Here is a 19,402-nt window from a genome sequence, read left to right as displayed (position 1 = left end):
TCGCCGCCGCCATGTACGCCGCCCACGACGCGCACCCGTGCACCCCGGCACCCGGCACCGTCGGACGATCGTTCTGCCCGAGGGAGGATCCGCCGGGGCCGGTGAGCGTGATGGGGGACTTCAACGACTGGCAGCCCCGCGTCCACACGCTCCAGCCGCGCAAGGACGGCAAGCGAGCGGTCACGGTCGCACCGTAGCCGCACCCTCCGGCCCGCCGTGACGGCTCGTGCCGCACTCGTCGCCGAAGCGGTGCGAGTGACGGCACCGAGACCGCCGCTCGACGGTTGCTGCCATGACTGTCAGAGCCGCCGTCTAGCCTTCCGGCCATGGGACTTCATATTTCGGTTGGCATGCTCCAGAACATGGCCGGCGTCGAGGAGCACGAGGCGCTCGTACGCTGGCAGGAGAGATTCGACCTTCTCAGCCGGGCCTTGGCCGTTGAGGGAATCGTCTGGCAGGAGCCGGCGTTGGACGAGCCGTCACATCTGCGTTTCATAAGTTTCCCCACCAGCCACCTGCACCACCTGCGCCGCGTCTTCGCGCTGGCGGCCCGGGGCGAGTCCGTCACGCCCGCATCGGCCACCAGCGCCGAGCAGTACGAACGCGACGAGGACAAGGTCTTCGACGAGTCGACGATAATGAGCTCCCACCTGCTGTGCCACTCGGACAGTGCGGGCTTCTACGTGCCGGTCGACTTCGACGATCCGCTCTTCCTGCCGGCGGAGAAGCAGGTGGAAGGCGGCGGGATGGTCGGTTCCAGTCAGCAGCTGCTCGCCGAACTGTGCGGCTTCGCCTCCGCCATCGGAGTCCGGCTCGACCGGGACCGGCACCTCTCGGACGAGGAGAGCGCCCGCCTGGACACCGCATCCGACGACCTGTTCCACACGGAGAGGTCCGCCTGGCACCAGCTGTACCAGGTGTGCCGCACGAGCATCGCCACCGGTCGCGCCGTCGTGTTCCACTGACCGGACCGGGGATCGGCGCGGCGGTTGATGCCACGGTTCCAATCCCTGCCCGGCGTGGATGATCCCGTCGCGTTCGGCGCCGGGGGGCGAAGCGCGTTCCGGCAGGCGGCTCTCGCCGTGTTGAGCCGGCCCAAGCGGTCTACGACCGGCGCAGGATCAGTGGGTGCGAGCCGGCGCCCCGTCCTCCTGGACGCCGAGAGGGCGTCCAGGAGGACCGACGGTAGGGCACGAGCAGCAGCGCCCCGGACCAGGTTCTGGTCGTGGGTGGGGCAGCGTTGTACTCGAGGACAGTGGCGAGCCGGTCGGCTTCCTCGCCCGTCTTGGCGGCGTGGGCGCGGAGCGCGGCAGCAACCGCTGGCTCCGGCTGCTGCCGCACGGCGCTGCTGGGGGCCGGCGAGGCGTGCGGTCAGTCCGTCAGTTGACGTTTACGGCCTTCCAGGCGGCAGCGACCTGCTGGTACTCGGTGCCCGTCGAGCCGTACAGGTCTGCCGTCGCCTGCAAGGTGGCGGTCCGCGCCCCGGCGTAGTTGGTGGTTGACGTCATGTAGGTCGAGAGCGCCTTGTACCAGATCTTGTAGGCCTTGGTCCGACCGATTCCGCTGACCGTCGAGCCGTCGTACGTGGGCGAGTTGTAGGAGACACCGTTGACCGTTTTCGCACCGCTGCCCTCGGAGAGCAGGTAGAAGAAGTGGTTGGCGACGCCCGAGGAGTTGTGCACATCGAGCCGGCCCACGTTCTTGGACCAGTAGTCGGCCGAGGCCCCGTCCTTGCTGGGCTGGTCCATGTAGCGCAGCGGCGTCCCGTTGCCGCGGATGTCGATCTTCTCGCCGATCAGGTAGTCACCGACATCCGCGGAGTTGTTGGCGAAGAACTCCACCGAGGTGCCGAAGATGTCGCTCGTGGCCTCGTTGAGCCCCCCCGATTCGCGGCTGTAGTTCAGCTTGGCCGTGGCGGCGGTCAGGCCGTGGCTCATCTCGTGGCCGGCGACGTCCAGGGAGGTGAGTGGCTTCTGGTTGTTGGCGCCGTCGCCGTACGTCATGCAGAAGCAGCTGTCGGACCAGAAGGCGTTGACATAGGCATTGCCGTAGTGGACGCGGGAGTAGGCGGCCTTGCCGTCCCCGGCGATGCCGTTGCGGCCGAGCTCGGACTTGTAGAAGTCCCAGGTCACACCCGCGCCGTAGTGGGCGTCCACGGCGGCCGTCTGACGGTTCGACGGAGATCCGTCGCCCCAGCTGTCGTCCGCGTCGGTGAACAGGCTGCCCGTGGCGGTAGACGTGGCACCGTTCAGATCGTAGGTCTTGTGGCCGCCGCGGCCGCCGTCGGTCAGGCTGTATGCCGACCCGCTCTGGGTGGTGCCGAGCGTGACGGTGCCGGAGTACTCGCTGGTACCGGTGCCGGAGTCGATGGCCTCGTACGAGTACAGCTCCGCGCCGGTGGCGGCGTCGGTGATGACGTGGCGCTCGCTGGGGGTACCGTCGTGCTGGTTGCCGGTGACGACGGTCTCGTAGGCGAAGACCGGGGTGCCGCTCGCGGCCCAGACCACCTGGCGGGCACCGGCGGGTGCTGCCTTCAGGGAGGTGCGGGCAGCGGCCGGGGCTATTCGGCCCTCGAGGCCCTTGGTGGTCTTGCGGCTGCCGTCCTTCTTCTGGTGGACCACCAGATCGCCGCCGAGCACCGGCATTCCCGCGTACGTGCGCTCGTACCGGGTGTGCACCGTACCGTCGGCGTCCTTGATCACATCGCGGGCCACGAGGCGCTCCTCGTCGGCCAGGCCAATGGCGCGCGCGGTGTCCGCCGCCGCGCTCTGGGCCGTGGTGATCGCCTGGGCGCGCGCGTCGGCCGTCAGGGCGAGCGCGGTGGCTCCCGCCTCCCGTTCGGCCGACGCGTTGGCGGAGCCGCTCTGAACGGAGATCGCGACCATGGCCGCGGAGGCGACGACGGCGGCGGCGCGCAGCACTCGGGTGCGGCTGTGGGCGGTGCGGGATGAGGACATGGGGAGGGTCACTCCTGCTCCTTCAATTGCCGTGGGGGGTCAGGCCGTTGAGATTGCCAGGAGGGAGTGTCCGATTGACAGGTCTGCAACAAGTATTTGACCAGTTGTTGTCCGGAGAGAGAGGAGCGATGTTCGCCCAGCGACCAAAAACGGAACATTCCGCTTCCCTGGACGCGACGACGTGCCGGATCCGGGGAAGCGGACGCCTGTTACTGGATGCCGGGGTTCCGGCGGGCCATGAACGCGGCGCGCACGGCGTCCGCCGCGCCCGCTGGCGACGGTGAGAGCGTTGCCGCGTTCACTAGTCCGTGCATCCTTGCGCGTACGCGAGCCGGGTTCCGCGCTACAGGGACGTCGGCCGGGCGCAGGTCACCCGCCCGGTCGCCGGAGCGGCCTGCCCAGGCACCGTCGTATCGCACGCCAATACCAGGGTGGGCGGGCCGCTTCGACGGACCCGCCCACCCGAACTTCCCCCAGGTTGGGGGAGTGGCGCGCCGGTTCACCGATTTCCGGGCGTCGTGTATGTGCACTGGGCGTGCGTCACGGGCCCTCGCTGGTGGGGTGTGGCGGGCTCGGGTACCGCGTTGCCGGGGTGTCGTCCGGTTGGTGAGGGCCCTTTCCGCTGCCCAAGGGGCGCCAGCCGGGGAAAGGGGCGGCGCCGTGGGTGTCGACCCTCGCGGCGTCTGTTTACGGGTGGACGCGCGTCGGGCTGCCTCGCCCACCGGCGGGCCCGTCAGTCTTCGACGGGCGGAGGGACGTGGCCTGCCGCCTTCTGCACCATGGCCTCCAGCTCGTCGCGGTCCAGACCAATCGTGTCCGAGTAGTGCTCCAGGGCCGTATCCAGCAGCCACCAGGGCTCGCGCGCGTCCTCCCACGCGTCCCGCCAGGTCACGTGCTGCTCCTCGGTCCACTGAGCAGCGTCGCCGAGTTCCTCCTGGAGGCGCGTCAACTCGGCGTGCGCTTCGTCGGTCGCTTGCTGCAGCTCGATCAGTTCATCCAGTACATCGGACAGTTCGCTTTCCATTCCGGGATCTTAAGCATCAAGATCGGTCCTCCTCGCAGTGCCGCCGGACTTTAAGGCTTGCCCCGCAACCTGCCCGCTCAGAGCCAGATGGCAAGATCGACACGTGATCAGTGAACCTGGCCGGTCTGGGGCGATGAGGTATGTCCTGTTTGATGTCGATGGCACGTTGATCGATGCCGTGGACAACCAGCGCCTTGTCTGGCGATCGTGGGCGGAGCGGTACGGGCTGGACCCTGATGAGGTCTACCGAGTGGCGCTACGGACGAGACCGATGGAGACCTTTGCGAAGGTCGCTCCGGACCAGGACCCTCGGAAGTGCCTGGCCGCACTGCACGAGCTGGAGGACGAGGACGTCCGGACCGGCGTCTACACGGCTTTCGAAGGCGCCTCGAAGCTGTTGAACGCTCTGCAGCCCGGGGCCTGGGCGCTGGTGACCTCGAACTATGAGCATCGGGTGCGCGGACGTTTCGCGCGGACGGGCTTGCCGGTCCCGGAGGTCCTCGTGGACGCGGCTGCTGTGGAGGAAGGCAAGCCGTCGCCGGTGCCCTATCTGCAGGCAGCCGCGCGGCTTGGTGCCCAACCGGAGGACTGCCTGGTCATCGAGGACGCAGCCTCCGGGGTGCAGTCGGGGCTGCGTGCGGGCATGACGGTGTGGGGGGTCAACACCCCGGCGGCGGTGGACGGCGTGCATCGCCACTTCACAACCTTGCACGAAGCGGTCCGAGACATCCTCGACTTCGCCTCCGGACCTCACTCGCACCGGCTGGAGGGATCAGCCACCGTTAAATGATCTCGCTGTGGCCACCACTTCACTCGGGGGTGGCGCCCAGGTGCAGCCCGAGGGCAACCAGCTCGGGCGGGAGGGTGTTGAGCCGGTGGCGCACGCGCGGGCTCCATGTTCCGCCGGTGGCAGTGGGGCGGTACCTGGCGCCAGGTCCTCAATCGGCTCCAGTCCCTGGCCGACGAGAGGGGTGCGATCGCGCGGGACCTGAGCGTCGACTCCACGGTGTGCCGCGCCCGTCAGCATGCGGCATGGCTCGTAAGCAGGGCGACCTGCACTCGGCTGGCATTGCCCGCCACTTGATGCCGTGGTCCACGAGATAGCCGATCGCGCCCAGCATCGCCCGGTGGCAGTACGCTTCCGGCTGCCCGCCCGCCCTGTATCCAACCCGGCACCGGCAGCAGCGGCCGCACCACCACCACTCCGCGTCCGTCATGTCGCTCGGATACCGAGGCCTCGCATGCGCCGAGCACCCGAGGACCACCCGGTCGAGACGGCCGTTCGAGCACCAAGCCCCCAGAGCATTACGACAAAAGCTACTTACGCGTCGGGGTGCTCCGGCAGGGCGAGCCGGTCCGACCAGGAGATCTCTCGGCCGAGTCGGATGCCTGCTGCCCGGCCCCTCACCGGTTTAAGCAGGACACGCTCGAGCTCGCCCGAGACGGCGGATGGGCCGACGGGCCCAAGGCGTTCGCCGACTGCCACGACCGCGCCGCCGCGGTCGGCGAGGACTGCACCTGCTGTACGGCATCGGACTCAGACAAGCCTTCGCCCCGGCCCCCGGCATCCGGCGGCTTGGCATCCGACTATCCGCACGACCCGGTACTGGGGCGGCAGGAGCTGCCTACCACTCCAGTACTACGACGGGACGGGCGGTCCGGGGCCGCCCTCGCAATGATCAGCTGGGTTCAGCTGGCGATCTGGTCTCCGTCAGGTACGTCCTTGACTGTGACAAGGCGGCGGGGCAGCTCGAGTCCCTGCGACACCGCAGTGGCAAGCTTTTCGGGCTCCGGGCGTGCTGGGTACGGCGGCTGTTCCTCTTCGCCGTAACTCTCGATCGCCTTCACGAAGTAGCTCGGATGCCAGGCGCCGACGGCCCCCTTGACCTGGATCGCGGTCACGGGGCGGTCGCCGACGAGGTGCTTCAGCGCGGCCAGAATCTCATCGGACCGCAGTTCACCAGGCACCTGGAACAGGCTCGCGTGAGCACCGACGAGGCCGCCGCCCCGCAACCGCACGGTCACAGTCAGGCAGCTGGTGACGCTCGGATAGGTGATCACGCCCCCGGGTGCGACCTCCTTGACCTGACCTTCTGTGACCGTCGCTCGGTCGGATGCCGTCACGCTGCTCGCCGCGCGCGAGTCTGTGTGCGCGGGCCTGTTCAGGGCGTTTTCGTTGGCTGCACTGGGTGAGGTGAGGGCCACGGCGACCACCAGGGCAACTGCGAGGGTGGCGATGCTGCGCTTGAGTTCGATCACAACCTGACATTCTCCGTCACCAGCCTCCGTGGCCGGTGCGTCTAGCGCCGCGCCGACGCGCAGACCCACGAGGACAAGACGCCCTTGCCGGGAGCGAGTACGGCGACTCACTTTCCCAACTGGAGGAAGTCCTCCTTGGCTGCGGCCCGGACAGTCGCCGTGTTCGACGGCCCGGCGGAGGGGTGTGACGGGCATCCTCGTCGTCGTGAACGGCCGCCACGACAAACGACGCAACTCCATCACCCAGCTCCGGCCGTCGGCGGCAGCACGAGCCTGGCCGTCGTCGGCGCGTACGTCCTCGCCGCGGAACCGGCGCGCACTGGCGGCGACCACGAGTGCGCGTTCCCCGCCTACGAGCGCGCAATGGCGGACCATGCGCGCGGCAGCCGCGCGGTCTCGCTGAGCGCAGCGAAGACCCTGATCCCCCGTCCCGCCTCGGAGTGGCGGACTGGGCCAGGGCGCCCGTCTTTTCTCGGCCACGCCCGTGAGACCCAGCCGCGCCCTGCTCCGCTTGAATGTCGGTGCGGATCGCTTCACGCCGGCCGGGGACGTGGCGGAGCCCCCACGTGCGGCGGTTCAGTTCACCGGGATGATGTCGGGGGCGCCGAGCCGCACCGCGTCCGCGGTCAGGTCGTCCGGCTGCTGCTGGGCCTCGCGCTCCGCGGCGACGCGCTTGAGGTAGTGGTCGACCTCGCGGTCCTGGTGCGCCCGGTCCCATCCCAGGTGGGGCGCCATCAGCTGGGCCACGGTCGGCGCCGCGTCCACCCCGCGGTCCCAGGACTCGATGGAGATCCGGGTGCGCCGGGCGAGGACGTCCTCCAGGTGGCGGGCTCCCTCGTGGGTCACCGCGTACACGGCCTCGACCCTCAGGTAGTCGTCGGAGCTCGGCAGTGCCTCGCCGAGCGCGGGGTCGGCCGCGACCAGGGCGAGCAGTTCGGGCGCCAGGGAGCCGTAGCGGTTCAGGAGGTGTTCGATGCGGGCGACGTGGAGCCCGGAGCGTTTGGCAAGCCGTTGCCGCGAGTTCCACAGTGCCAAGTAGCCGTCGGCGCCCAGCAGCGGAACGCGGTGTGTGACGCACTCGGGAACCTTCTCGTCCAGGCCTCGGACGGCCTCGTCGACCGCGTCCTTGGCCATCACCCGGTACGTGGTGTACTTGCCGCCCGCCACCACGACGAGTCCGGGCACAGGATGGGCGACCAGGTGCTCCCGGGACAGCTTGCTGGTCTCCGCCGCCTCGCCGGACAGCAGGGGGCGCAGGCCGGCGTAGACGCCCTCGACGTCTTCGGGGACCAGGGGGGTGGTCAGGACGCTGTTGACGTGTTCCAGCAGGTAGGTGACGTCCTTGGAGCTGAGGGCGGGGTGGGCTTTGTCGAGTGTCCAGTCGGTGTCGGTGGTCCCGATGATCCAGTGCCGGCCCCAGGGGATGACGAACAGCACGCTCTTCTCGGTGCGCAGGATCAGCCCGGTGCGGGAGTTGATCCGGTCACGGGGGACGAGCAGGTGGACGCCCTTGGATGCGCGGACGTGGAACTGGCCGCGGGTGCCGGCCATGGCCTGGGTGTCGTCCGTCCACACGCCGGTCGCGTTGATGACCTGCTTGGCCCGCACCTCCGTCTCGTTGCCGCTCTCCAGATCGGTGACGACGGCGCCGACGACCCGCTCGCCCTGTCGCAGGAAGCGGCTGACGCGGGTGCGGTTGGCCGTCAGGGCCCCGTACGAGGCGGCCGTACGGGCGAGGAAGAGGGTGTGCCGGGCGTCGTCGACCTGGGCGTCCCAGTACTGGATGGCGCCCACCAGGGCGTCGGAGCGCAGGGCAGGTGCCTCGCGCAGGGCCCGGTGCCTGCTCAGGTGGCGGTGGTGGGGCAGGCCGCCGGAGGTGCCGGAGGCCCGGGCCATCGCGTCGTACAGCAGCACGCCGCTGCCGACGTACGGGCGCTCCGTGAATCGGTGTTGTAGGGGGTAGAGGAACGGCACCGGACGCACCAGGTGAGGGGCGAGGGACCGGAGCAGGAGGCCCCGTTCCTTGAGGGCCTCGGCGACGAGGCGGAAGTCGAGCATCTCCAGGTAGCGCAGGCCGCCGTGGATGAGTTTGCTGGAGCGGCTGGACGTACCCGAGGCCCAGTCGCGGGCTTCGACGAGTCCGACGCTCAGGCCGCGGGTGGCAGCGTCCAGGGCGGACCCGCTGCCGACGACGCCGCCTCCGACGACGAGGACGTCGAGTTCGCCCTGTCCCATGTCGGCGAGGGCCTGTGTGCGGGCTTGGGGTGAGAGGGCCACCGGATCGACCATGGTCTCCTCCTCAGTGCTGCGGGCGCGCGGCCGGAACCTATTCGACCTTGGCCCAGTCGAGCGTGCGCTCCACCGCCCGCTTCCAGCCCTCGTACCCTTCCGTGCGCCGTTCCTCCGACCACTCGGGGTTCCAGCGCTTGGACTCCTGCCAGTGGGTGCGCAGTTCGTCGGTGTCCTGCCAGAAACCGGTGGCGAGCCCGGCCGCGTAGGCGGCGCCGAGCGCGGTCGTCTCGGCGACTACGGGACGGCTGACCGGTACGCCGAGGACATCGGCCTGCGTCTGCATGCAGAGGTCGTTGGCCGTGACTCCGCCGTCGACCTTGAGCACGTCGAGGTGGACGCCGGAGTCCTGCTCCATGGCTTCCACCACGTCGCGGGTCTGGTAGCAGATGGCCTCCAGGGTGGCCCGCGCCAGGTGTCCGTTGTCGTGGTAGCGGGCCAGACCGACGATGGCGCCGCGGGCGTCGGAGCGCCAGTACGGGGCGAACAGGCCGGAGAAGGCGGGGACGAAGTACATGCCGCCGCTGTCCTCGACCGTGCGCGCCAGGCGTTCGCTCTCGGCGGCGTCACCGATGATCTTCAGCTGGTCGCGCAGCCATTGGACGGCCGAGCCGGTGACCGCGATGGATCCTTCGAGTGCGTAGATCGCGGGGCTGTCGCCGAACTGGTACGCCACGGTGGTCAGGAGGCCGTGTTGCGAGCGGACCAGTTCGGTGCCGGTGTTGAGCACCAGGAAGTTGCCGGTTCCGTACGTGTTCTTCGCCTCGCCGGGCGCGTAGCAGACCTGCCCGACGGTGGCCGCCTGCTGGTCGCCGAGGACACCGGTGATGGGGATGGCCTCCCGCAGCGGCCTGGAGGTGCGGGTCTGTCCGTACGCCTCGGGGTGGGAGGACGGGTTGATTTTGGGCAGCATGGCCCGGGGTACGCCGAAGAAGCCGAGGAGTTCGTCGTCCCAGTCGAGGGTCTCCAGGTCCATGAGCATGGTGCGGCTGGCGTTGGTGACGTCGGTGGCGTGGATGCCGCCGTCGGGGCCTCCGGTGAGGTTCCACAGCACCCAGCAGTCGGTGTTGCCGAAGAGGGCGTGGCCCTGCTCGGCGGCCTCCCGCACGCCGTCGACGTTCTCCAGGATCCATTGGATCTTGCCGCCGGAGAAGTAGGTGGCCGGCGGCAGCCCCGCCTTGCGGCGGATGACCTCGCCCTGGCCGCCGCGCTCCAGTGCAGAGGCGATGGTGTCGGTACGGGTGTCCTGCCAGACGATGGCGTTGTAGTACGGGCGCCCGGTGCGGGGGTCCCAGACGACGGTCGTCTCGCGCTGGTTGGTGATGCCGACGGCCGCCAGGTCGGAGGCGTCGAGGTTTCCGTGCCGGAGGGCGTTCTGGATCACCGAGTTGGTGCGTTCCCAGATCTCCACCGGGTCGTGTTCGACCCACCCCGAGCGCGGGAGGATCTGCGAGTGCTCCAGCTGGTGCCGGGCCACCTCGTTGCCGGCGTGGTCGAAGATCATGAAACGGGTGCTCGTGGTTCCCTGGTCCACTGCGCCGACGAAGTCAGCCATGGGGTGCCGCCTTCCTTTGGGATGCCGTGTGTAGGGGCTGCCGTCCGGGACGGAACGGGCGGTGTCCGCCCGCCCCGGATCAGATCAGCTCTCGTCCGGTGTCGGGACGCGTCCGGGAGGCTCCGGTTCGGCGGTCGGCAGGAACCTGCCGATGAGCAGCTTGTAGATACCCGCTCCCAGCACACCGCCGATGAACGGGCCGATGATCGGCACCCAGAAGTAGAGGTTGCCGTACTGATCCCTCCATGCGGTGCCGTACCCGGTGAAGAAGCTGGCCAGACGGGGGCCGAGGTCACGGGCCGGGTTGATCGCGTACCCGGCGTTGGTGCCCCAGGCCATGCCGATCGCCACGACGATCAGGCCGACGATGAACGGGGCCAGGTTGGCGCCCGGAGGCGTGCCCAGCAGGTCCGTCACGGCGAAGATCAGCAGAAGCAGGATCGCGGTGCCGATGATCTGGTCGCGCAGTGCGCCCCACTCGTGCACCGGCAGGTTCGGGTTGCCGTTGGCTGGGAGCGTGGAGAAGACACCCTGCGTCTTGATGGTGTGGCCGGGGTCGGCTTTGGCCAACGCTTCGGTGTAGTTCCAGCGGACGATCAGGGCCGCGACGAAGGCTCCGGCGAGCTGGGCCAGCGCGTAGGGGGCCACCTTGCTCCACGGGAAGCCCTTGAAAGTGGCCAGGGCGACGGTCACCGCGGGATTGAGGTGGGCGCCGCTCAGCCGTGCCGCGACGTAGACGCCCAGGGTCACGCCGAGACCCCAGGCCCAGGCGATGCTGTCGTGGTTTCCGAGGCCGCCTGCCGGGTCCGTCAGGGCTCCGCCGGCCACCACCTGGGCCACGACACCACAGCCGAAGAGGATGAGAACCATGGTGCCTGCGAATTCTGCCGAGAGTTCGCCGACCAGCCCTGATGCTTTGAGGCGCTCCTTCATGGGTGCCCGCTTCCCGCCGGTCCGAAGACCGGCATTCGACTGCCCCGAGCCCCCTGGTTCAGGGTAAGACGGGTCACCCGTACCGGAAAGGCGAGGGCGGTCCGGTCCCGCGGAGGCCAGCGCCCGCTTCGGATTCCTCGACTCTTCTCCGAGACGGGCGCCCTAGTCCTCGCGGATGTCCGCGGCGTGGCAGCACACTGTTCGTATGGCGTGCCCTCGCTGACGCGCCTGCCCGGCGCGCGGTGATCGGTGCTCCGTGACGGCGTCGGACGCTCACCCGTCGGCTCCGACCGGGAGGCACACGATGAAGATGTTGATCAACAGTCCGCAGACCGTGGTCGCGGACGCCCTGCGCGGGCTGGCCGCGGCCCACCCCGAACTGGACGTGGACGCCGACGCGCGGGTCGTCGTACGTCGGGACGCGCGGCAGGGCGGGCGGGTCGGTCTCGTCTCCGGAGGCGGCTCCGGACACGAGCCCTTGCACGCCGGCTTCGTCGGATACGGGATGCTGTCCGCCGCCTGTCCGGGCGAGGTGTTCACTTCCCCCGTGCCCGACCAGATGGTGCGGGCGGCCAAGGCCGTGGACTCGGGCCAAGGGGTGCTGTTCGTCGTCAAGAATTACACCGGGGACGTACTGAACTTCGACATGGCCGCCGAGCTCGCCGAGGAGGACGGCATCCGGGTCGAGCGGGTGCTGGTCAACGACGACGTCGCCGTGACCGACAGCCTCTACACCGCCGGGCGTCGCGGCACCGGGGCCACGCTCTTCGTTGAGAAGATCGCCGGGGCGGCAGCGGAGGAGGGCGCGCCGCTGGAGCAGGTCGCCGCGGTCGCCCGAGGGGTCAACGAGGCGTCGCGCAGCTTCGGCGTGGCGCTGAGCGCCTGCACCACTCCTGCCAAGGGCAGTCCCACCTTCGACCTGCCGGACGGCGAGCTGGAGCTGGGCATCGGGATCCACGGCGAGCCGGGCCGGGAGCGGCGCCCGATGATGCCGGCGGGGGAGATCGCGGAGGTCGCGGTGGGCTCCGTGCTGGACGACATGGCGAACGCGACCCCGGCCGCCGACGGCCCGGTACTGGCCCTGGTGAACGGGATGGGCGCAACGCCGCTGCTGGAGCTGTACGGCTTTCACGCGGAGGTGGCCCGGGTACTGGCGGCGCGGGGCGTCCCGGTGGTCCGGACCCTCGTGGGGAACTACGTCACCTCGTTGGACATGGCGGGGTGCTCGGTGACGCTGTGCCGGGCCGACGAGGAAATGCTGCGGCTGTGGGACGCGCCGGTGCAGACGGCAGCGCTGCGCTGGGGCCGCTGACCCCCTCATCCGCCATCGGGGTCCGGACGGGTGAGCCTGCTCAAACGACTCCGGGGAAGCCCGGGCCGGTGCCGTCGAACTGAAGGCACAAGTCGCGATTCGTGCCCCGGAGTTCCGCCATGGACACCGCGCGACGGCTGGTCACTGACAGAGCCCGGCGGGCCCCGGCCGACCACGACGGGCGGGGAATAACGAGAGTCCCTGCGCCAGCCGTCCCACCGCACCGCAGGTCTTCATAGAACTCCTGGAGTCCTCCGGAGAAGATCTCAGGACAGCCACGCCGAGTGGCCGGCGCCCAAGGCCTCCCAGTCGAGCGCATCAGGGGCGAAAATGGAGGATTCCGCCTGGCTCGCCGGGACGGCCGACCTCACGCGGGCTGCCCCCGTGAAAGGCGAATACCCCGCCCACCACGTCGTGCGCAACCACGAGACCAGCACCAGGCCGCCAAGCGGGATGGAAACTCGAATGCGTGGGGCGGTGGAGCCGCTAGGCACCCTCAGGATTGGTGGCAGTGGGTGGCTGATTCTCCTGCCACCCACTGCGGCGGGCCGCTACCGTGGTGCCATGGCTCGGGAAATCCGTATTGTGATCAGCGATGAGGCGTACGCGCAGCTGCAGCGTGCTGCGGCGGAGAAGCGCTTGCCGGCGGAGGCGTATGCCGGGCAGGTGCTGGATGCGGACCTGACCCGGGTCCGTTTCGTGGAGGGCGCGCGGTCCTTCATCGGCCAGCACGCCGAGGGCTTCGCCCAGCGCTTCGGCGGTCCGGCTGGCCACAGCGCCACCGCGGCCTGAGTCCCGCGGCATGAGCATGTTCCTGCAGGTCGATCTGACCTGGCTGCTCGACGTCGCGCATCAGGAGCTTCCCGGCGACCCGGAGGTCGTGGACTGGGGAGCCCTCGAGGCCGCCCGGGCGCGGCACGGTTTCCGCGTGATGGATACGCCGGTCTACGACCAGCCCCACCACCGTGCTGCTGCCCTCCTGCAGCAGCTCGTACTGGTTCCGGCGCTGGAGCATTCGAACGAGTTGTTCGGGGCCGCGGTGGCTGCCGCGTACCTGCATGCTTCGGGGCTGGCGGTGAACGTGACGACCAAGGAGGCTGTCGACCTGGTCGAACGGGTGGCTGGTGGCCAGGTCGACGTGCGGGAGATCGCGTCCTCTTTGAAGGACTGGACTCGCTGACGGGCGCAATGAGCAGCGCCTCGGCTACTTGGGTTGAGAGGCGCTGGGCTGGCGGGCCTGCCCGGTGGTCTCCAACGTGGAGCGCGGTGGAGACGCTAGCGGTAGCGGTATGAATGACACCGAGTACGACTTCGTCCTGTTCAGGGGGGGGCGAAGGCCAGGTGGGTCTCCGGCGTTGTGGCTTCGAGGTTGTCGGGGGAAAGGCTGAAGTCCGGAGCCCCCAGATGTTGTGCGGGCGGGCCTGCCGCATGACGCCGGGGGAAGGGCGGCATGCGGCGGGGGCCCGCTCCGGAAGCACCCACCCTCAGGCGGTGGCTTCCGATATCACGCGTCTACCGCTGGTAGTGCCCCGCCGCCACGCGGAGGTGACGGGGTCGGTTCCCATAGGGGCGGACCCCTTTGCCGTGCCCGGATCGGCACAGATTTGCGTACGTCCGGGTAAAGCTGCGGTCGGGCGCGCTTGCAGCCGGGGCGGGTGTCGTGCAGCAGCTAGGGAACCGGTTGCCTCCACGGCTCGGCGGCCACCCCGGTCCCACATGCCGGAGCAGCGCAGTGGCTTCCCGTCGGCCGTGATCGCCATGTGTGGGGACCGCTCGCCGGGGCAGGACGGGTCATTACGAGGTTCCGGCGCCCATACAGGGCCGACGGGAGCCGACGAACCGGGTCCTGTGGCCTGCCCGCGTGAGGGGCGGCCCCGCACCCGTGCAGAGGAAGACGAAGGAGCAGGTGGATGACAACGGCTCGCGAGATCATGACGGCGCGACGTGCATCGGCGCCCAGGAGACAGTCCTCGAGGCCGCGAAGAAGATGACCCAGCTGGGAGTCGGCGCGCTGCCGATCTGCGGCACTGACGAGAAACACAAGGGCATGCTCACCGACCGGGACATCGTGGTGAAGGTCCTGGGCGCGGGCAAGGACCCCGGCCAAGTGAAGGCCGACGACGACGCCGTAGAGATCCTGCGGACCATGAGCGAGCATCAGGTCCGCCGGCTGCCGGTCATCGACGGGCACACGCTGGTCGGGATCGTCGCGCTGGCCGACGTCGCCCGCGCGCTGCCGGACGCGAAGGTCGGCGACCTGCTCCAGACGATCTCGCAGAACTGACCCTGCCAACCGGAGGCCCGGTAGAAGTCCGACCAGGGTCCGGCAGAGTGGAGCGGGGCAGGACTGAGGGCGCCACCCGGCACGAGTGACGGCCCCTCCGTCCGCGTCGCCGGCTTGGGGTCTGCTCTGGGGTTCGGGACGTGAGTGGACGCGGCTGGGCCCCGACCCCCGGGGGGGGTGTCTCTATGTCTTTCGTCAAGGACGTGATGCCAGGTATGAGGCTGTTTGGGATGGTCATGCAGCGAGGGTGACGGCGGGGACTCTGGACTCGTAGAAGGTGCCGTCGCGGAGCATGGCGAACAGGACGCTGATGCGTTGGCGGGCGAGGCGGAGGAGCGCCTGGGTGTGGGTTTTCCCGCGGGCGCGTTGGCGGTCGTAGTAGGTGCGGGAGGCGGGGTCGGCGTTCATGCAGGCGAAGGCGGAGAGGAACATGGCGCGTTTGAGCTGCCGGTTTCCGCCTCGTGGTGCGTGTTCGCCGTGGATCGAGGTCCCCGAGGATCTGGTCGTGGGGGCGAGGCCAGCGTAGGAGGCGAGGTGGGCAGCGCTGGGGAAGCTGGTGCCGTCGCCGACGGTTACCAGCAGGACGGCGGCGGTCCTGACCCCAACTCCGGGCATCGAGGTCAGGACCTGGTGAAGAGGGTGGGCCTCCAGCAGGGTGCTGATCTGGGCTTCGAGCGCCCGGCGCTGGTCGTGGACCGCGGTGAGCGAGGCGGCCAGTGACGGGATCACGATGTCGAGGGTGCCGGTTCCCGGGACCACGACGGTCTGTTCGTCCAGGGCGTCGAAGACCTCGTCGATCAGCCGGGCGGCCATCCGCGGGGCTTTCGGGCGGATGAGGTCGACGAGTCTGCGGCGGCCGGCTTTCCGCAGTGTGGCCGGGGATCCGTAGCGTTCGAGGAGCCAGGTGACGGCCGGGTGGTCCAGCCGGGGCCCGAGCACGCGCTCCAGCGACGGGTGGAACTGGGTCAGCAGGCCGCGTATCCGGTTGCTGGTGCGGGTGGCTTCGGCGGCGAGGTCCTGGTCGAAGCCGGTCAGCACCGTGAGCTCGGCGGTGATCTCGTCGGTCAGTTCCAGCGACCGCAGGACGTGCGGCATGGTGCGAGCGGCGTCCGCGATCACCGCCGCGTCCTTCGCGTCGGTTTTCGCCTCGCCCGGATACAGGTCAGCGATCCGCCGCATTGCGAGTCCGGGCAGGTAGGCGACCTCGCAGCCGGCGTCGCGGGCGACGGTCAGCGGCAGAGCGCCGATTGAGGCCGGCTGGTCCACGATCACCAGCACCGTGCCGAACTTCGCGATCAGCTTGTCGAAGACGGCCCGCAGTTTCGGTTCGCTGTTGGGCATCGGCTTGTCGAAGACTTTCTTGCCCGCCGGCGTCAGCCCGTGACCGTGATGGGCGCTCTTGCCGACGTCCATACCCAGGAAGACGGCCACATCGCCGGTGTCTAACATCGCACCCCTCCAGGGTGGTTGGATCCTGCCGGCCTCGGCGGCGGCACCGTGCTCGCGCATCCACGTTATGCAGACCTGCCGCCCGCGAACTGCCCGGCATTGCGCCAGGCCGGGCGGTGGCCGGGTCTCTCATCAGCGTCTCCGACGGCACCCCACGGACCCGGCGACACCACCCCCCAGGTCATGCCTTCGACAGAGGGGACACAGCCATACCGGGCCCGGAGGCCAGCGGCCCCATTGCAGGACCGCGAAAAAGATAACGGGGGGGGGGCTGGGGCCCGGCCGGTGTGACGGCCATGGGGGCCGCCCGGGTCAGTGGCGGAAGGTGTCCTTGATGTCTTCCTTGGCGTGACGCGCCTTGCCCTTGGCCTGCTCGGCCCGGCCTTCGGCGGTCATGCGCTCGTTGCCGACGGCCCGGCCGATGGTCTCCTCGGCGTTGCCCTTGGCCTGCTCGGCGCGTGCCTTGTTCTTCTCCGTACCCGACATCGGGGACCTCCTCGTTGTTGTACCGGATTGGTCGTGACCGCTCTCCTGCTCCCGATCGCCGCCCGCAAACCCCGTCGTGCGGCCGCGGCGCCAGGGGCCATGTGGCCGGTGGTCGCATGGCGGCGGCGTAGGTGTCGGCGATGGGGGTGAGGGTGAGGGTGAGGGTGACGCCGTGGTCGTTGAGGTCGTCGACCGCCGCGGTCGGCGTGAAACCGCGTTCCTCGACCCGGACTGGTCGATCGCCGGATTCTGCGGCGAACGCGTCTATGGCGACGCCGACATCGACGCCGACGCCTTCCTGGAGGCTTTCCAAGTCCCCAACGGGTCAGTGTCCAGCGCACCCGGAGCATCCGCCTTCTTCCTCCTCCACACGCAGCGCCCGGGGTGAAGGTGGCCTCCGAGCGCCTGGATCGGCTGCGCGACTACCTGCACGACTGACCGGTCCCGGCTGCGACCTCAAGCCGATGCGGCCCGCCGACGAGTCCACCATCGAGCTGAAGATCATCACGAACCACCGCACGGACCTTGTCCGTGACCGGACCCGGGCGATCAACCGCCTGCGTTCCACGCTGACCGGCACGTTCCCCGCTCTGGAACGTACTCTCGTCCTCACAAGCACCGGCCCGCTCGTGCTCCTCGACGGCTACCAGACCCCGGCCGCGATCCGCCGCGTGGGCATCGCCCGGCTGACTCGCTGGCTTCGCGCTCGGGTAGTCCGCAGTCCAGAGGAGCTCGAGACGATGGCATTTGATGCCGCCGAACAGCAGCACACCGCAGCCCCTGGCGAGGCGGTCATCGCCCAGCTGGTGCGGACCCTCGCCGCTGACGTACGGGTGTTGAACGAGAAGGTCGCGGAGGTCGACCGCCTCATCGAGGACCGCTTCCCGGGCCCACGACCTTGCGGAGATCATTACGAGCAGGGCATCGGCCCTCTCCTCGGTGCCGAGTTCCTCGTTGGCAGCGACCTCACCTTCTTCCCGACCCCGGACCGGCTTGCTGCCGCGCTGACCAACGTCCGCTACGACCTCAACTCTCGGACCTTCTACAACCGCAAGCGAGCCAAGGGGAAACGTCATACCCAGGCGGTGATCGCTCTCGCCCGCCGCCGGGTGAACGTCCTGTGGGCCCTGATCCGGGACCGGCGTCTCTACGAGGTTGTGCCACCGAGGGTCACGGCGTCGCTCTGATCGTGGTGCTGCCATCCGTCCAGGACTGCCTGCACTTGACGGTGACCGGCTTCTTCGCGAGACCAGACGAGCGTCCGGCGGCGCGGGTACTCGTGGTCCCAGCTGTCGTAGTCCATGACGGCAACGGTGTCCGACAGTCGCCACCGCGAGGAAGCCCACGAGGCTTCAGGTACATCCCTCAGGCCGTCGAGGAGTTCGATGGCCGAGGTGGCAAGACTGTCCATGGGCCATGGCTTCCACGACGCGACGGAGTCCGTGAGGGCATGTGATTCGATCAGATGCGGGATCGACGGGGCGATGGGGAGGTAAGGACTGCCGCCGTCGACGTCGGTGCCCACACTGCCGTCGGTGTGGATCAAGTCCCGGCACGGCTTCGACACACGCTCGCCGGTCCATTCGAAGTACCAGCCTCTTCTTCCCGGGCCCTGCCATGCTGCCGTCTGCAGACCGAAATGGTCGTACTCCCATCCGCGGGCGGTCTCGTACCGGTCCCCGTTCACAACCCAGCTACGGCGTACCTCGTAGCGCAGGCCTCCGAACTTCTGCTCGAATCCCTCGCACCGGATGATGAGATCCATGGGGGCGGGGACGAGTTTCCCCGCGTGGTCGCGCACTTGCCAGAGCTCTATCGGCAGCCCGAACCGGGACGGGCACTCACGCCGGGCTGTGCGAAGCAGGAGGTCTTGTGCGCGCGCGGAGAGCTCGGATGGATCTTCCAGGATGTGCATCCTGAACTTCTTTTCCAAAGGAAGGCGTGACCAGGCTGAGTTGCTCGACACCGTGGAGTGTGGCCATGTGCTGACGGCCGCCGCTTGGGCTTCGGCGACGAAGGCTTCATATTCCGCGCGTAGGTTCGCCGATTGGGCGGCGGTGTCGCCGAGGGCCCGGATGGCGGGCCGAGGGATGGGTTGCTCACGGTTGCTCTTGCCTGTTCGGCGGCGTCGTGGGTCGAGGGGCTTTTGGAGTGTCACGCTTGGCCCGAAGTCGGGGTCAAAGATGGCCGCCGGCGCGGTTGGGATGGCTAGGTCACGTCCCGCTGCCACGGCTCCGTCTCCCGATGCAACGCCGCGGCGAACCGGACTGGCGGGAGGATCGCTGGGGGAGGACCATTGTGGTGCCCCTCCCTAAGGCGATGACGACTAAGGCGGTCACGACCTCCCCATTCATCAGCTCCCCTTCCTGATGTGGGCCGGTCTACGCCGAGGATGCCATCGAGGTGGCGCTTGGGTGCACAGAGGCTTGGGCGCTGCGGATGTCAGCCTCGCCGGACAGAACACCCGGACCATCGTCGTACTCCAATTCGACTACCTCGGCCTCGGCCACGCTTACGGCTCCGCGGAAGACATCCCGGCGCCACCGCGCTCGTCGGGCGCCTCCTGTACGGCCCCGACGCATCGCCCGTGCGCAGGCGGCTGGCCCAGGCACTCGCCGACATACCGGGAACCACGGCCACCCGCGCCCTCACGGACCTGTCGCACGACGAGGACCCCGCCGTCGCGCTCACGGCGGCGTACGTCCTGACCCTGCGCCGCGACGCCCACCGAGCGCGGGGGTACGACGGCTTCGGGCCGTTCCGGTGGCGGAGGCCGGAGGGACGCGAGAGGTCGGAGGGGCCGGTCCCGGGCGGTGAGCTGGGCGGACGGTCGGGGAGCTGGGGCGCATCCGGT

The 19,402-nt window shown here is 69.3% G+C and carries 18 protein-coding genes and 1 pseudogene; 9 read left to right on the top strand and 10 right to left on the bottom strand.

All coding sequences use genetic code 11. The features are described 5' to 3' along the window. Positions 1 to 350: 350 nt before the first annotated feature. On the top strand, positions 351 to 965 hold the full coding sequence (locus AB5J51_RS01865; RefSeq protein WP_369776513.1) for a hypothetical protein: 615 nt from the start codon (positions 351 to 353) through the stop codon (positions 963 to 965). 414 nt (positions 966 to 1,379) lie between these two features. On the opposite strand, the gene AB5J51_RS01860 is transcribed toward AB5J51_RS01865, so the two are convergent. Both AB5J51_RS01860 and AB5J51_RS01855 read right to left on the bottom strand, forming a co-directional pair. After that, entirely contained in the window at positions 1,380 to 2,957 is a 1,578-nt protein-coding gene (locus AB5J51_RS01860) for a M4 family metallopeptidase (RefSeq protein ID WP_369776512.1), read from the bottom strand. A gap of 733 nt (positions 2,958 to 3,690) precedes the next feature. After that, complete coding sequence (locus AB5J51_RS01855; RefSeq protein ID WP_053789006.1) at positions 3,691 to 3,981, bottom strand: hypothetical protein; 291 nt, start codon at positions 3,979 to 3,981, stop codon at positions 3,691 to 3,693. A 103-nt stretch (positions 3,982 to 4,084) separates the two neighbouring features. Here AB5J51_RS01855 and AB5J51_RS01850 point away from each other — a divergent pair, with 103 nt between their 5' ends. After that, entirely contained in the window at positions 4,085 to 4,771 is a 687-nt protein-coding gene (locus tag AB5J51_RS01850) for an HAD-IA family hydrolase (RefSeq protein ID WP_369776511.1), read from the top strand. Positions 4,772 to 5,670: 899 nt separating this feature from the next. Here AB5J51_RS01850 and AB5J51_RS01845 read toward each other — a convergent pair. The 4 genes from AB5J51_RS01845 to AB5J51_RS01830 all read right to left on the bottom strand — a co-directional run bounded on the left by AB5J51_RS01845 (position 5,671) and on the right by AB5J51_RS01830 (position 11,017). Then, a complete protein-coding gene (locus AB5J51_RS01845) occupies positions 5,671 to 6,240 on the bottom strand; it encodes a hypothetical protein (RefSeq protein WP_369776510.1) in 570 nt (189 codons plus the stop codon). Positions 6,241 to 6,816: 576 nt separating this feature from the next. Then, positions 6,817 to 8,529: a glycerol-3-phosphate dehydrogenase/oxidase gene (locus tag AB5J51_RS01840; RefSeq protein WP_136226865.1), complete on the bottom strand. Its 1,713-nt coding sequence runs from the start codon at positions 8,527 to 8,529 to the stop codon at positions 6,817 to 6,819. 37 nt (positions 8,530 to 8,566) lie between these two features. Continuing rightward, complete coding sequence (gene glpK / locus AB5J51_RS01835; protein ID WP_136226866.1) at positions 8,567 to 10,084, bottom strand: glycerol kinase GlpK; 1,518 nt, start codon at positions 10,082 to 10,084, stop codon at positions 8,567 to 8,569. Between the two features lie 84 nt (positions 10,085 to 10,168). Beyond that, positions 10,169 to 11,017: an MIP/aquaporin family protein gene (locus AB5J51_RS01830; RefSeq protein WP_053789011.1), complete on the bottom strand. Its 849-nt coding sequence runs from the start codon at positions 11,015 to 11,017 to the stop codon at positions 10,169 to 10,171. Between the two features lie 304 nt (positions 11,018 to 11,321). On the opposite strand from AB5J51_RS01830, the gene dhaK reads away from it, so the two are divergent. Then, entirely contained in the window at positions 11,322 to 12,329 is a 1,008-nt protein-coding gene (gene dhaK / locus AB5J51_RS01825) for a dihydroxyacetone kinase subunit DhaK (protein ID WP_053789012.1), read from the top strand. A gap of 318 nt (positions 12,330 to 12,647) precedes the next feature. Here the strand turns inward: dhaK and AB5J51_RS01820 are convergent, their stop codons facing one another. Continuing rightward, positions 12,648 to 12,737: a hypothetical protein gene (locus AB5J51_RS01820; RefSeq protein WP_240805610.1), complete on the bottom strand. Its 90-nt coding sequence runs from the start codon at positions 12,735 to 12,737 to the stop codon at positions 12,648 to 12,650. A 156-nt stretch (positions 12,738 to 12,893) separates the two neighbouring features. On the opposite strand from AB5J51_RS01820, the gene AB5J51_RS01815 reads away from it, so the two are divergent. The 3 genes from AB5J51_RS01815 (at position 12,894) to AB5J51_RS01805 (ending at position 14,613) form a co-directional block, all read left to right on the top strand. Then, complete coding sequence (locus AB5J51_RS01815; RefSeq protein ID WP_159047293.1) at positions 12,894 to 13,121, top strand: hypothetical protein; 228 nt, start codon at positions 12,894 to 12,896, stop codon at positions 13,119 to 13,121. A gap of 16 nt (positions 13,122 to 13,137) precedes the next feature. Further along, positions 13,138 to 13,509, top strand: a complete 372-nt coding sequence (locus tag AB5J51_RS01810) for a fic family toxin-antitoxin system, toxin component (protein ID WP_136226885.1) — start codon at positions 13,138 to 13,140, stop codon at positions 13,507 to 13,509. Positions 13,510 to 14,235: 726 nt separating this feature from the next. Next, positions 14,236 to 14,613 (top strand): CBS domain-containing protein, encoded by a 378-nt coding sequence (locus AB5J51_RS01805; RefSeq protein ID WP_369776509.1) that lies wholly within the window; start codon positions 14,236 to 14,238, stop codon positions 14,611 to 14,613. 234 nt (positions 14,614 to 14,847) lie between these two features. On the opposite strand, the gene AB5J51_RS01800 is transcribed toward AB5J51_RS01805, so the two are convergent. After that, positions 14,848 to 16,062 carry an IS110 family transposase gene (locus AB5J51_RS01800; RefSeq protein ID WP_369776508.1) on the bottom strand — a complete coding sequence of 405 codons (1,215 nt, stop codon included), beginning with the start codon at positions 16,060 to 16,062 and terminating at the stop codon, positions 14,848 to 14,850. 312 nt (positions 16,063 to 16,374) lie between these two features. After that, the gene (locus AB5J51_RS01795) at positions 16,375 to 16,548 is read right to left on the bottom strand and encodes a CsbD family protein (protein WP_136226870.1); all 174 of its coding nucleotides are present in this window, start codon (positions 16,546 to 16,548) and stop codon (positions 16,375 to 16,377) included. A 172-nt stretch (positions 16,549 to 16,720) separates the two neighbouring features. On the opposite strand from AB5J51_RS01795, the gene AB5J51_RS01790 reads away from it, so the two are divergent. Next, positions 16,721 to 16,936 (top strand): hypothetical protein, encoded by a 216-nt coding sequence (locus AB5J51_RS01790; protein ID WP_168724407.1) that lies wholly within the window; start codon positions 16,721 to 16,723, stop codon positions 16,934 to 16,936. A 76-nt stretch (positions 16,937 to 17,012) separates the two neighbouring features. Further along, the gene (locus AB5J51_RS01785; RefSeq protein ID WP_369776507.1) at positions 17,013 to 17,735 is read left to right on the top strand and encodes a transposase; all 723 of its coding nucleotides are present in this window, start codon (positions 17,013 to 17,015) and stop codon (positions 17,733 to 17,735) included. Here AB5J51_RS01785 and AB5J51_RS01780 read toward each other — a convergent pair. Continuing rightward, positions 17,696 to 18,463, bottom strand: coding sequence for a hypothetical protein (locus AB5J51_RS01780; RefSeq protein ID WP_369776506.1), 768 nt, complete (start codon positions 18,461 to 18,463; stop codon positions 17,696 to 17,698). The two genes, AB5J51_RS01785 and AB5J51_RS01780, sit on opposite strands and share 40 nt — an antisense overlap. A 624-nt stretch (positions 18,464 to 19,087) precedes the next feature. On the opposite strand from AB5J51_RS01780, the pseudogene AB5J51_RS01775 reads away from it, so the two are divergent. Beyond that, positions 19,088 to 19,264, top strand: a pseudogene (locus AB5J51_RS01775) (MerR family transcriptional regulator); the annotation flags it as partial. Positions 19,265 to 19,402 lie beyond the last annotated feature (138 nt).

Origin of the sequence: Streptomyces sp. R33 (assembly GCF_041200175.1) — a bacterium.
Lineage (GTDB): Bacteria > Actinomycetota > Actinomycetes > Streptomycetales > Streptomycetaceae > Streptomyces > Streptomyces katrae_B.
This window is presented reverse-complemented; position numbering and strand designations above follow the sequence as displayed.